Below are 12,765 nucleotides of genomic sequence, written 5' to 3' on the forward strand. Positions count from 1 at the left end.
GGCTATCGCCCTCCAGCTCCTGAATCCATCATTCCACTGGAGCTGAAACCGGCGATGAACTAACATTCAAACTGGACCACTTGTTGGGGGCAGGTCAGGCCATGAACATCATCGCCATGTTCAACAGGAAACAGGACAATGAAGCATCTCCTTCTGACTGCACATGCAGATATTAACGAATCACTGCGTTCACGCTGGTTCCTGATCTATTCATTGATCTTTGGCGGCATCGTCGTGGCACTCTTTGTCACCGGGCTGACAGAGTCCAGGGTGATGGGGTTTACCGGTCTTTCGCGTTTGCTGGTGACTTACCTGCAGATCACCATGGCTGTACTTCCACTCTTTGTATTGATTACAACGGTGCGTTCAGTCGCAGGTGACAGGGAAGCGGGGATTTTCGAATACCTGTTGTCGCTGCCAGTCGGGCTTGCTGCCTGGTTCTGGGGCAAAATGATCGGACGATTCGTGGTTGTATTCCTGCCGGTTGTTCTGGCTATGCTGCTTGCAGTCGTGTGGGCTGTTGGAAAGGGTGCAGAAGTCCCCTGGGTGCAACTGCTGGTCTATACAGGTCTGCTTGTATCATTGGCATGGTGTTTTCTGGGGCTTGGTATGCTGCTCTCGACTCTCGCGCGTTCAGCAGATGTTGCGCAGGGTTCGGCGTTCATGATCTGGCTGCTGCTGTTGCTTTTTCTGGACCTGATCCTGCTGGGTATCATGACGCGCACAAATCTCCCGGTGGACAATATCGTTGCTATTGCTTTGGCGAATCCACTGCAGGTGTTTCGTACTGCCTCGATGATGCTGTTTGATCCTCAACTGGTCTTGTTGGGACCTTCGGCATACGTCATTCTGGATAATTTTGGAGAGACAGGATTTATTTCCTGGGCACTGATTTATCCCGTTCTGCTGGGTACGGCTTGTGCAGGAATCGGGTATCTGCTCTTCAGACGTGGTGACCTGCCTTAGGAGCAATATATGATGAAGGCTTCGAAATATATTCCACTTACCTTGCTACTTGCCGGCTATGGCACAACAGTCATAGCTGAAGACCAGCGTTATCCCTCCATGCAGGCATTGGGTGAGGTCAACGGGATTGCACTTCATTGCCAATACCTGGGTGAGATACAGCGCATCAAACGGGCGATTGTCGCTACTGTTCCAAAGGAGCGCGTCTATGGGTTGGCTTTTGAAACCTCTACCAACGACGGATTCCTTGCCTTCATCAAGAGCGGGGAGGCTTGTCCGGGGCCGGAGGGTTTCAAACAGGAAATCGATCAACGCATTCAGGATATGCAGAAAGCATTTGCTGCAAAAGCAGGTGAACAACAGTGAGAAAACAGCTGTTGAATATTAATGTGCAACTACTCTTTCTGCTGCTGGTCCTTTTTACAAACAGCAGCCTGGCAGCGAGTCCGCCGCACGTTATCGCAAGTATCAAACCGATCCATTCAATCCTTGCCGGTATCATGCAAGGCGTCGGCAAGCCTGATTTACTCGTCGATGGAGCAACACTTCCGTGGCAATATGAGCCCGGCATGATGCTGCAGTTCGAGATCGACAAGGCCGATCTCGTTGTCTGGACTGGTGAGGAGCTGGAGCCAAAGCTCAACGAGCTGCTTTCACATAAGGAGAACGGGCAGGTTGTGGAAGTGCTTGCACTGCAAGCGCTCAAGGTTTTGCCGTCAAGGGGTGAGCCGGAGAAGCGGGATGCATTTTTTTGGCTCGACACGCGTAACATGCTGATATTACTTGATATCCATGACCAGGGAGTTGATCGCTCTTGATCCTTCGAACTCAAGTAGCTATCAACGTAACCGTGAAAAAATGCTCAAGAGACTGATCCAGGTGGACAGGGAATTGGAGTTCGGTTATCGCGAAGTGAGTGATGTCCCGGTCTTTCTGTACCAGGATACCCAGCAATATTTCGAGCAGGCCTATGCCATGAAGAGTGATGGCAGCGTGGCTAGCCCGCCAGCAGCACCGGGGAATCTTGCTGCTAATATTCTGAAACTCAACAGTTGGCTCTCCAGCAGGAAATCAGATTACTGTCTCTTCAGTGAGGCAGGTATGGAGAAGGCGCATCTTGGTATGTTGACGACTGTCAGTGATGTTGAACCCATCGAGATCGACTCTCTTGGCATGAAAATTCGGCCTGGATCGGATTTGTATATCCAGCTGATCCAGAGCAATTTTGAAACAATCGCATCCTGCGTGCGCAAACTCAAACCTGAAAGCCAGCAAAAGAGTGCTGATCTGCTTCCGGATATTCCCGATGCAAGACGCTTTCCGGAGAAGATATCACCACGTTACTTGCTGATGAATCACTATGGAGAAATGGTTTCAAATCAGGATTTCCTGGGGAAATACCAGCTGGTCTATTTTGGTTACACTTTCTGTCCCGACATCTGTCCGACCAGTATGAATGTCATCAGTGCCGTGCTAAAGCATCTCGGAGAGGAAGGTGCAGCGCATGTACAGCCCATATTTATCAGTGTCGATCCGAAGCGGGATTCAATCGAAAAGCTGAAGGAGTATGTCGCCTACTTTTCGCCACAGATTATTGCGTTGACTGGCAATGCTGAAGCGATCAGGCGTATTGCCGAGAACTTCAAGGCTTTCTACGAGAAAGTTCCATCTCTAAGCGGTGATCCTGCCTATTACACGATGGACCATACATCGAGTATTTACCTGCTTGGGCCCGGGGGGAATTTCATCACCAAGTTCCCATTCGGTATGTCTGCAATAACAATCGCTGAGAAGCTGCAGAACATTATGGGTGAGTGATAGAACGGCACGATGCCGTTTCAGAGAATCAGTTCAATCACGGCCTTGGAGCCGAAATAGGCAAGCAGCAGGACAGCAAATCCTGCCAGCGTCCACTTGAGTGCCTTGCGGCCGCGCCAGCCCCATTTGAAGCGCCCGTAGAGCAGGGTTGCAAAGACACACCAGGCAATCAGTGACAGCAGTGTCTTGTGTACCAGGTGCTGGGCAAACATGTCCTCGAGGAAAATAAAACCGCTCACCAGTGAGAGTGTCAGCAGTACCATTCCTGTGCCGATCATCTCGAAGAGCAGGGACTCCATGGTCTGCAGCGGTGGCAGTGTACGGACAAAGCCACCGGGCTGGCGGTTGTGCAGATGCCTGTCCTGAATTGTCAGCAATATCGCCTGCATACTGGCGATTGCGAGCAGGCTCCATGCAAGTAGTGAGGCGATGACATGAATTCCCAGTGCCCAGCCGCTTGTGCCATCAAGCAGGTGTGCAGAGCCGGAAGCGGCCGAAAAGAGAACGGCAAATGCGATGCCGGGAAACAGGAAAATAGCCAGGTTTTCGACCGGCTTGGTGAGCGCTGAAACCATCAGGACCAGCGCGATAACCATGCCACTGAGACTCAGCGCCTGGAAAAAGGCGAGATTGACGCCATCGCTGACGATAATCGTAGAGTAGAGCAGGATTGCATGCAGGATCACTGCAGCATAGCCCGTGGCAAGTACCAGGCCACGAGGAATGCTCTTGAATTTCTCACTGCCGAAGAGGCGCAGCGCCGTGATGATGGCTGCGGCAATATAGAGAAAATTGACTGTAATTGGCAATATATTTTGCATGTGCGAATCATCGCATATTCGACCATTCTGTGTCATTGCGAAAAATCCGATTTTTTAATCCTGTCCTGATAGATTCGAGGGGCTGGGGTATAATCTCCGGAATAGTTTAATTCGGAAAAAATTATGTTTGAAAACCTGAGTCAACGCCTTGGTAGCACGCTGGATCGTTTACGTGGCCAGGGGCGTCTGAGCGAAGAGAATATCAAGGATACGCTACGCGAGATTCGCATGGCGCTTCTGGAGGCTGACGTTGCCTTGCCTGTTGTGCGCGAGTTTATTGATGCGATTCGTGACAAGGCGACCGGTGAGGCGGTCATCAAGAGCCTGACACCGGGTCAGGTACTGATCAAAATCGTCAACGATGAACTGGTCCGTATCATGGGCGAGGCCAATGAGCGTCTCGACCTTGCGGCACAACCGCCTGCCGTGATCCTGATGGCTGGTCTGCAGGGTTCAGGTAAAACCACTACCACCGGCAAGTTGTCGCGTTACCTGAAGGAGCGTGAGAACAAGAAGGTCATGGTGGTTAGCTGTGACGTCTACCGTCCGGCTGCGATCGAGCAGTTGAAAACAGTTGCCGCTGAAGTCGGGGCAGAATTTTTTCCAAGCTCGACGGCTCAGAAACCGATTGCGATTGCACGTTCAGCGCTCTCAGCCGCACGCAAGGGTTTCTATGATGTTCTGATCGTCGATACCGCGGGTCGCCTGCATGTCGATGACGAGATGATGGGTGAAATCAAGGAGCTGTACGCAGAAATCACCCCTGTTGAAACTCTCTTTGTCGTTGACTCGATGACAGGTCAGGATGCGGCCAACACGGCAAAGGCATTTCATGATGCCCTGCCTCTGACAGGTGTCATTCTTACCAAGACGGATGGTGACTCACGCGGCGGTGCTGCCCTCTCGATTCGTCATATTACCGGTAAGCCGATCAAGTTCCTTGGTGTCGGCGAGAAGAGCGACGCACTAGAGCCGTTCCACCCCGACCGTCTCGCTTCACGCATCCTTGGCATGGGCGATGTTCTTTCGCTGGTTGAGGAGGTCACACGCAAGGTTGACCATCAGAAAGCAGAGAAACTGGCAAAAAAGGTTGCCAAGGGCAAGGGCTTTACTCTTGATGATTTCAAGGAACAGATGGAGCAGATGAGCCAGATGGGTGGCTTGAGCGGTATGCTCGACAAGCTTCCCGGCATGGGAAAGATTCCGGATGCCGTGAAGAACCAGGTGGGTGACAAGGAGGTTGGTCGCACGATTGCCATAATCAACTCGATGACCAAGAAAGAGCGTGAATTTCCCGCCATTATCAAGGGCTCACGCAAAAAGCGTATTGCTGCCGGTTCAGGCACCCAGGTGCAGGAGATCAACCGCCTTCTCAAGCAGTTTGCACAGATGCAAAAGATGATGAAAAAAATGAAGGGCGGTGGTATGGCAAAGATGATGCGTGGCCTTGGTGGCGGTGGTGGATTTCCTCCGGGTGGCGGCGCCGGTGGTGGCATGCCACCAGGAATTGGCGGCGGTGGTGGCGGTTTTCCGTTCAAGTAGGCTGCTGATCATTGGCGTTTGAAATCGAAAGGAAGTTCCTTCTGCGCAACGACAACTGGCGTAGTGAAGTGATACGGACTATCGAAATGCGCCAGGGCTATCTCTCCCGCGGTATAGGGCGCTCGATACGGGTACGCCTCGAAGACCACCAGGCTTTCATCAATATCAAGTCTTCGCGTAACGGAATTCATCGTTACGAATTTGAATATGAAATTCCCTATAGTGATGCCGAGGAGATATTTGAAGAGGTCGCCTTGCGGCCCTTTATCGAGAAAAGGCGCCATATCATCGAACATGGCGACCTCCATTTCGAGGTGGATGAGTTTTTCGGCGACAATGCAGGTCTGATTGTTGCGGAGATCGAGTTGCCTGATATTGAGCACGATTTCGATCACCCCGAGTGGCTTGGCAAGGAGGTCTCAAGTGATCAGCGATACTACAATACCTCGCTTGTCGAAAGCCCCTATAATCAATGGAAAGAATAATTAATAAGTTACTCTATTTATTAATAATATTATCCATTTTCTCCTGCTCTGATCAGACGGGTGACCCTCTTCGTTTCGGTGTCACCGGCTTAACACAGAACTTCGATCCGCGTTTTGCCACTGATGCCGCTTCCGAGCGTACCAACCATCTGCTTCACTGTTCACTGGTCCGCTTCGATCAACAGCGAAAGCCAACTCCCGGTATTGCCAGATGGGAACAGCTGACGCCAACAAGCTACCTTTTTCACATCGATTCGAATGTCACTTTCTGGAATGGTGATGCAGTGACGGCAGCAGATGTCGTCGCAACCTATGCTTCAATCCTTGATGAAAAGAATGCATCGCCTCACAGGTCGACCCTGTCGTTGATTGAAAGTGTCACCGCTCTCGATCAACAGACAGTCGAATTCATTCTCAATCGCAGCGACGCCCTGTTTCCATCCTATCTTGTAATCGGAATCCTGCCTGCACATCTCATTGACTCGCAGCATCCTTTTCACTCACAGCCAGTGGGATGTGGCAATTTCAGCCTTGTGGAATCCGATCAGTCACGCACGATCATCGAACAGCGTTACAGCTCCAGGGAGCTGGAATTAATTCGTGTGCAGGATCCCAGTACACGTGTGCTGAAACTGCTCAAGGGTGAGATCGACATGCTGCAAGGGGATCTCTCTCCGCAACTGGTTGACCATCTCGCAAAACAGGATGGCATCGAGGTGATCCGTGAAAAGGGCAGCAACTTCACCTACCTCGGTTTTAACCTGCAGGACCCCCTGACAGGAGAATTGAATATACGCAGGGCGATTGCACATGCAATCGATCGTAATGCCATCATCAAATACATCTTCCGCCAGCGTGCGCGTCCGGCAAATGGCCTGTTTCCATCTGAGCACTGGATCACTGATGCGTCACTGCCGCAAATTAATTACTCCCCGGAGACAGCCCGGAAGTTTCTCAGGCAGGCGGGTTACGACAACGACAAGCGACTTGCTTTAACTTATAAAACGTCCAGTGATCCGTTTCGTATCCGGGTTGCGACAATTATTCAACAGCAGCTTTCCGAAGTCGGCATAGACCTGACAATCAAGAGCTACGACTGGGGTACCTTCTATGGAGATATCAAGGCAGGCAATTTTCAGCTCTACAGCCTGACCTGGGTTGGTTTGAAAACGCCTGACAGCTACCGTTACCTGTTTCACAGCGGCTCATTGCCTCCAACTGGCGCCAACCGTGGACGCTTTCAATCAGCAGAAGCGAACCGCCTGATTGAGGCGGCTGAGAACGAAATGGAAGCATCCTTGCGTCTTCAGAGCTATCATCAACTTCAGCATCACCTGTTAGAGCAACTACCGTATGTGCCATTATGGTACGAGGACCAGGTTGCAGCTGTGCGTGGCAAGGCAAGCGGTTACCAGGTAGCGGGTGACGGAAACTATGACGGACTGGAAACACATCCATGGCTGATTCAGGCGAAGTGACAGTGGAGAGAGGCATCCACATCGATATCGGCAGGCAGGAACTTGTGCTGATCGTGATGGATGAGATTGTTGAGACATATTCCGTCTCAACGGCACTCAATGGCCCGGGTGAACAGCAAGGCAGTGAATGCACCCCGCGAGGTATGCACAGCGTGCGTCTCAAGATTGGTGATGGTTGTTCGCTGAATAGCGTGTTTGTCGGACGTCGCCACACTGGGGAAATCTACACACCTGTGCTTGGTGAAGACGATCCGCAACGCGACTGGATTCTGACACGCATCATCTGGCTGACTGGAACGGAAAAGGGATTCAACCGCGGTGGTCAATGTGACTCCCTGCGGCGTTTTATTTATATACACGGCACGCCTGATTCCGAACCCATGGGCCAGCCCTGTTCCCACGGCTGCATTCGTATGCGTAACAGTGATCTCGTCAAGCTGTTTGAACAGGTTGAGAACGGTATGCCTGTCCTGATCACGGAGTAGCGTCCGACATGCTTCAGCGCCTTTTCTCACTGTTGCTGACCTTGATTGGCGTTGTCACACTCGTATTTTTCCTTATCCACCTGATTCCGGGCGACCCTGTCGAGGCGATGCTGGGTGATTCAGCAAGAGTCGCCGACAGGGAGGCGCTGCGCCACAAGCTCGGGCTCGATCAGCCTCTTGCAGTTCAGTACAGTGACTACATCAAGTCGATTTTACAACTTGACCTTGGTACATCACTGCGTAACCAGCAGTCTGTCTCCAGCCTGTTGCTGGAACGCTTGCCGGCAACTGCATGGCTCGCATTTGCAGCCCTGCTAATTGCAGTCACTATTGCTGTACCGCTTGGTGTGATTGCAGCAAGAAGGCAGGGGAGTGCATGGGATACAGGCGCGATGATGGTTTCCCTGTTTGGCGTTTCAATGCCCAACTTCTGGCTGGGTCCGATGCTAATCCTGTTGTTTTCACTATGGCTGGGGTGGACGCCGGTCAGTGGCATGGAGAGCTTCTGGTCCATCATACTTCCTGCAGTGACGCTCGGTGCATCACTTGCAGCGGTGCTCGCACGCATGGTGCGCAGTTCGCTGCTTGAAACACTGGGTGAGGATTACGTTCGGACCGCACTGGCCAAGGGGCTTGATGAGTCTACCGTCGTTTGGCGTCATGCATTGCGTAATGCGATGCTGCCGGTGATCACCCTGCTTGGGCTGCAACTCGGCGCACTGCTTGGCGGTGCCGTGATAACTGAGACGGTTTTTTCATGGCCCGGTATCGGCTCCCTGATGGTCGAGGCGATCCAGCAACGTGATTACCCGGTCGTGCAAGGGTGTGTTCTCCTGATTGCACTCATCTATGTGCTGGTCAACGCAGGAACCGACCTGGTTTATCGCATGGTTGATCCCAGGATCGCACTGACAGGAGAAGAGTAATGCGGCTTCTGATCGCAGTCTCGTTTCTGTTGTGCTGGCTGCTTGCAGCGCTATTCGGCAGCAGTTTCTTCGGTGATGCTAATCATATCAATCTTGAACTGATATTAAAGGCACCGTCACTTGATGCGCCGCTCGGTTATGACGAACTTGGCAGGTCGGTTGCCGCACGCCTGATCGATGGTGCAAGAGTCGCGCTGCTGGTTTCCGTTATTACCGTTTTTGTTTCAGCCCTCTTCGGTAGTGTCGTGGGATTGGTCAGTGGCTATTACGGTGGCTGGGTCGACAGGATTGTCTCGCGCATTATCGATATCGTATTGGCCTTTCCTGGTATCTTGCTTGCGATTGCACTGGCAGCTGTTCTAGGTCCCGGAATTGAAAATCTTGTTATTGCTATCTCGGCAGTCGGCTGGGTTGGTTATGCACGCCTTGCGCGTGCCCAGGCAATGAGTCTGCGCAGCCGTGATCATGTCACTGCGGCGATTGCCCTTGGCAGTGGTGAAGGTGTCATCCTGTTTCGACATGTCTTGCCGCTGATGTGGATTCCACTGATGGTTGAGGCGAGCTTCGGACTCGCCTCGGTGATTGTTGCAGAGGCCGGCCTGTCATTTTTGGGACTTGGAGTTCAGCCACCGGATGCCTCGTGGGGCAGTATGATCCGTGAGGGTTCGCGTTTTCTACTGGTTTCACCGCACCTGGCGATATTTCCCGGGCTTGCCATCATGGCGGTCGTCCTTGCGGCCAATTTGCTTGGTGACTGGCTCAGGGACAGGCTCGACGTTAAACGCTTTTAACAGGTGCCTGGCATGTCAATCGTCTTGCTTACTCATGTCCGACTATTGTTGATGGTGGTATTTCCCGGCAACAACACGCAATGTCACGATATGCGTACGCACCAATGCGGCAATCACAAGAAGAACCGGCAAGGCTTCATACATTTCCCTTTTTTCCAGTTCCCAAAATAACGTTCCTTTCCACATTTCTTTCAAATATGCCGATGGCCATGCATGGTTGTCGATAAAGACTTCATATGCCAACCATGCGCCTAGAGAGTCGAACAGAATGATTTGTATAACTGATGATATGGAATAAAGAGAATATTTCCATTTTTTATCAGGCCATACCGGTTTGCGCCTGATGACGAGATAGGAGACGATCAGTAACAGTGATACAGGCAGTAGCAGGACGCCAAAGAACGTGGCAGTAAGGGGAGCACCAATGTGAAACCCGGTTGCATGCGCAGTTGCGGGGAGTAGCAAGAGGGCAGCCATGGCTCTGCTGCACGAGAGATGAGATCCTTTCATTTTAATTCCTTGTGCTGTATCTATTTTTCCATGAGTGCGCAGTTTTCAACTGTAAATACTGATTCACTCATACACACACTAAAGAATCCTGCTCCAGACTACAATACTTCTCTATTCTGATTCGTTATCGGGGACGGGGATTCATCGCGCGGTATCTTTGTGTCACGTGTCGGATCGACATGCCATGCCAAAGCAAGATAATGATGGACACGGCAACGATTGGCAGTACAAGAGTATCGAAACTGGAAGTCGCCAGATATCTGGGATAGGTGGTTACCAGAAAATGGAGACTGAATAGTGCCAGCTTATCGTCCAATCCATTTGAGTGACTGATTCAATCCGGAAGCAGGGTTTCACTCATTCATGTATGTCTGTAAATCAAATAAGTCAGTTCAGGCGAAAGCGATCCTATCTGTAGTCAATCGTGGAAAGAAAGAAGGATTAAAAGGTATTGGTGAAAGTTGAGGGGTTTCGTCGAAAGCAAGAGAATGGATTGCTCTTTATGCAGTTGAACACACGAATCTGCAAGTTAAGGATTCATCAGGCAGTATCTGCGGTATCTCGTGATGACATGATGCATTGAACTGCAATGCAATAAAAACACAACCGCCGTTGTAGAAACAATGAATAACATCAGGGCACACTCAGCTGAGTATGTCGACGTGGGACATACACCGTTATAGAAGAGGAGCATGGCGTAAATTGTTATCAGTACAATCTGAAACATGGTTCCAACGCAGAAGAGCGTGACCTGCCACTGTTTTCGTGGCCAGGAACGTCTACGTATTTTTATCCGGTAAATGAGATGCAGGACGAGTGAGATGGGTATCAGGAATGGGGCAAAGATGATGGCCATGTCGAGTGTGTCGATATGCGCGGTAGCCTGAGCCGAAACTGGAAACAACAAACCGGACAGCAGTAGAGAAAATTGTGACAGTTGAAATCCTTTCATTGCTATTCCTTGCGATTTTTTCATCCCTGGATAAGTGATATGCCATAAAACAAAAGACGGATAAAACTCAAGCGTACATAGAGTAACCTAGACCAAGTAGTACCTTCCTGTAAAGAAAAATTAGTCAGTAGTATACTCAAGGAATAATCATCTTAATTATTGAATAATAAAGGCTTTATAAAAAACTCCATTGCCAGTTAGAGCTGCATATTTATAAAGATTTAAAGTTCATTTTATTTTCAAACTGCAGTGAAATACCCGGGATGATTAAACCGAGGAATAATCTTCATTCCGTATGAGAAGATTGGATATCTGTTACGGCTTCAACATCTGTATAATTTCTTCATCTTCTGAATAAAGTGAGTTGCCCTTCATGACAATTGGCCCCGTGATGCTTGACCTGGTTGGAACCACGCTGCTCGATGAAGATATCGAGCGCCTTGTGCACCCAGCCAGCGGCGGCATCATTCTGTTTTCACGCAATTACGAGTCTCCGGAGCAACTGCACAGGTTGATTTCCCGTGTTCGCAAGGTGGCGGGCAGGGAATATATTATCGCGGTTGACCACGAGGGAGGGCGGGTACAGCGATTTCGTAACGGATTTACAAGAATCCCGCCAATGGCATGGCTGGGTGATCTTTATCAGAAAGAGAAAAGTAAAGCCCTGGAGTATGCGCATGAGCTGGGTTGGCTGATGGCAGCCGAATTGCGCGACTATGATATTGATATCAGTTTTGCTCCAGTCCTTGACCTGGATTTTGGCATTTGTGACGTGATTGGTGATCGTGCTTTTCAGAGTGACCCACTCATAGTGACAAATCTTGCAGGTGCCTTCATTGCAGGAATGCACGAGGTCGGTATGCCGGCAACCGGCAAGCACTTCCCGGGTCACGGTGCAGTCAGCGGGGATTCGCATCTTGAGCTACCAGTCGACTCACGCCTGTTTGTCGAAATCGGTATGGCGGACCTGATACCTTTCGAGCGCCTGGTGCAGAAAGGTCTTGATGCCATCATGCCGGCGCACGTCATCTACGAGAGCTGTGATCCGAACCCGGCCGGTTTCTCACCATACTGGTTACAGCAGGTATTAAGAAAACAGCTTGGTTTCGATGGTGTAATCTTCAGTGATGATCTGACCATGGAGGGCGCAGCTTTTGCAGGCACCTATCCCGAGCGTGCCAATGCCGCATTTACAGCAGGCTGCGATATGGTGTTGGTGTGCAACAACCAGCAGGCAGCTGAACAGGTACTGGAATCAATCAAGCTGCCGCTTGATGAGCAGGTGTCTGCGAGACTGGAGAAAATGCTCGGCGCACATGTCGAAATCGACCTGACGGGACATCGCTGGATGAAAGCGGTCGAAATAGCTGCCGAAGGCGTTAACTGGGCACAGGAGCGCGAGTGTGACGAATCCTGATAGCAGGGCTGAAAAACAACTTACCGAAGAAGCTGCTGTCATCATGGCAGGAGCTGAATGCCTTTTTGCTTCATCCGAGGTTGATGCTGCGATCGACTCACTTGCCGATCAGCTCAACGAGCGCCTTGCCGGAGTCAACCCGGTGGCGTTGTGCGTGATGAATGGCGGTCTTGTGATTTCCGGCCAATTGCTGCCTCGTCTCTCTTTTCAGCTACAGTTCGATTATCTGCATGCCACACGTTACCGCGACAGAACGTCGGGTGGTGAACTGCAGTGGAAACGTCAGCACGAGATCTCGTTGAAGGACAGGGTGGTTCTGGTCATGGATGATATTCTCGATGAAGGTGAAACTCTGAAAAGTGTTCACGATGCCTGCCTCGCAGAGGGTGCGAAAGAGGTGCTGCGCGTGGTGCTGGTAGAGAAAATTCATGACAGGAATATTGGTGTCAGCGCCGAGTATATCGGACTACAGGTGCCGGACAGATATGTATTCGGCTATGGTATGGATTACAAGGGCTACTGGCGCAATGCAAATGGCATTTACGCAGTTGCGGAAAACAAAAGCGGAGAGTGA

The 12,765-nt window shown here is 50.8% G+C and carries 14 protein-coding genes; 12 read left to right on the plus strand and 2 right to left on the minus strand.

Going from position 1 to position 12,765, the window contains the following annotated elements; translation table 11 throughout:
* Nucleotides 1–138 precede the first annotated feature (138 nt).
* The 4 genes from BOW06_RS08895 to BOW06_RS08910 are packed head-to-tail and all read left to right on the plus strand — an operon-like array spanning nt 139 to nt 2,784.
* The gene (locus tag BOW06_RS08895; RefSeq protein ID WP_078453674.1) at nt 139–966 is read left to right on the plus strand and encodes an ABC transporter permease; all 828 of its coding nucleotides are present in this window, start codon (nt 139–141) and stop codon (nt 964–966) included.
* A 9-nt stretch (nt 967–975) separates the two neighbouring features.
* Complete coding sequence (locus tag BOW06_RS08900; protein WP_052132112.1) at nt 976–1,332, plus strand: hypothetical protein; 357 nt, start codon at nt 976–978, stop codon at nt 1,330–1,332.
* Nucleotides 1,329–1,784, plus strand: coding sequence for a metal ABC transporter solute-binding protein, Zn/Mn family (locus BOW06_RS08905; RefSeq protein ID WP_078462850.1), 456 nt, complete (start codon nt 1,329–1,331; stop codon nt 1,782–1,784). The genes BOW06_RS08900 and BOW06_RS08905 overlap by 4 nt, the downstream gene beginning before the upstream one ends.
* Nucleotides 1,759–2,784: a metal ABC transporter solute-binding protein, Zn/Mn family gene (locus BOW06_RS08910; RefSeq protein ID WP_078454693.1), complete on the plus strand. Its 1,026-nt coding sequence runs from the start codon at nt 1,759–1,761 to the stop codon at nt 2,782–2,784. The genes BOW06_RS08905 and BOW06_RS08910 overlap by 26 nt, the downstream gene beginning before the upstream one ends.
* A gap of 20 nt (nt 2,785–2,804) precedes the next feature.
* Here the strand turns inward: BOW06_RS08910 and BOW06_RS08915 are convergent, their stop codons facing one another.
* On the minus strand, nt 2,805–3,605 hold the full coding sequence (locus BOW06_RS08915) for a cytochrome C assembly family protein (RefSeq protein WP_043117740.1): 801 nt from the start codon (nt 3,603–3,605) through the stop codon (nt 2,805–2,807).
* A gap of 123 nt (nt 3,606–3,728) precedes the next feature.
* Between BOW06_RS08915 and ffh the strand changes: the two genes are divergently transcribed.
* Genes ffh through BOW06_RS08945 form a run of 6 tightly spaced genes read left to right on the plus strand, consistent with a single transcriptional unit; the run spans nt 3,729 to nt 9,312 of the window.
* Nucleotides 3,729–5,147, plus strand: coding sequence for a signal recognition particle protein (gene ffh, locus BOW06_RS08920; RefSeq protein ID WP_043116848.1), 1,419 nt, complete (start codon nt 3,729–3,731; stop codon nt 5,145–5,147).
* 11 nt (nt 5,148–5,158) lie between these two features.
* On the plus strand, nt 5,159–5,632 hold the full coding sequence (locus BOW06_RS08925) for a CYTH domain-containing protein (protein ID WP_078454692.1): 474 nt from the start codon (nt 5,159–5,161) through the stop codon (nt 5,630–5,632).
* Entirely contained in the window at nt 5,620–7,110 is a 1,491-nt protein-coding gene (locus BOW06_RS08930; RefSeq protein ID WP_043116846.1) for an ABC transporter substrate-binding protein, read from the plus strand. The genes BOW06_RS08925 and BOW06_RS08930 overlap by 13 nt, the downstream gene beginning before the upstream one ends.
* The gene (locus tag BOW06_RS08935; RefSeq protein WP_043116844.1) at nt 7,089–7,595 is read left to right on the plus strand and encodes a L,D-transpeptidase; all 507 of its coding nucleotides are present in this window, start codon (nt 7,089–7,091) and stop codon (nt 7,593–7,595) included. Before BOW06_RS08930 ends, BOW06_RS08935 begins: the two co-directional genes overlap by 22 nt.
* Nucleotides 7,596–7,603: 8 nt before the next feature.
* The gene (gene nikB, locus BOW06_RS08940) at nt 7,604–8,521 is read left to right on the plus strand and encodes a nickel ABC transporter permease (protein ID WP_078453676.1); all 918 of its coding nucleotides are present in this window, start codon (nt 7,604–7,606) and stop codon (nt 8,519–8,521) included.
* The gene (locus BOW06_RS08945; RefSeq protein WP_043116842.1) at nt 8,521–9,312 is read left to right on the plus strand and encodes an ABC transporter permease; all 792 of its coding nucleotides are present in this window, start codon (nt 8,521–8,523) and stop codon (nt 9,310–9,312) included. The genes nikB and BOW06_RS08945 overlap by 1 nt, the downstream gene beginning before the upstream one ends.
* 42 nt (nt 9,313–9,354) lie before the next feature.
* On the opposite strand, the gene BOW06_RS08950 is transcribed toward BOW06_RS08945, so the two are convergent.
* Nucleotides 9,355–9,789: a hypothetical protein gene (locus BOW06_RS08950; protein WP_078454691.1), complete on the minus strand. Its 435-nt coding sequence runs from the start codon at nt 9,787–9,789 to the stop codon at nt 9,355–9,357.
* Between the two features lie 1,358 nt (nt 9,790–11,147).
* Between BOW06_RS08950 and nagZ the strand changes: the two genes are divergently transcribed.
* Nucleotides 11,148–12,191, plus strand: coding sequence for a beta-N-acetylhexosaminidase (nagZ, locus tag BOW06_RS08960; protein ID WP_078453118.1), 1,044 nt, complete (start codon nt 11,148–11,150; stop codon nt 12,189–12,191).
* A complete protein-coding gene (locus tag BOW06_RS08965; RefSeq protein ID WP_256857548.1) occupies nt 12,178–12,765 on the plus strand; it encodes a hypoxanthine-guanine phosphoribosyltransferase in 588 nt (195 codons plus the stop codon). The genes nagZ and BOW06_RS08965 overlap by 14 nt, the downstream gene beginning before the upstream one ends.

It is taken from the genome of Solemya velum gill symbiont (genome assembly GCF_002020255.1).
Classification (GTDB): domain Bacteria; phylum Pseudomonadota; class Gammaproteobacteria; order Chromatiales; family Chromatiaceae.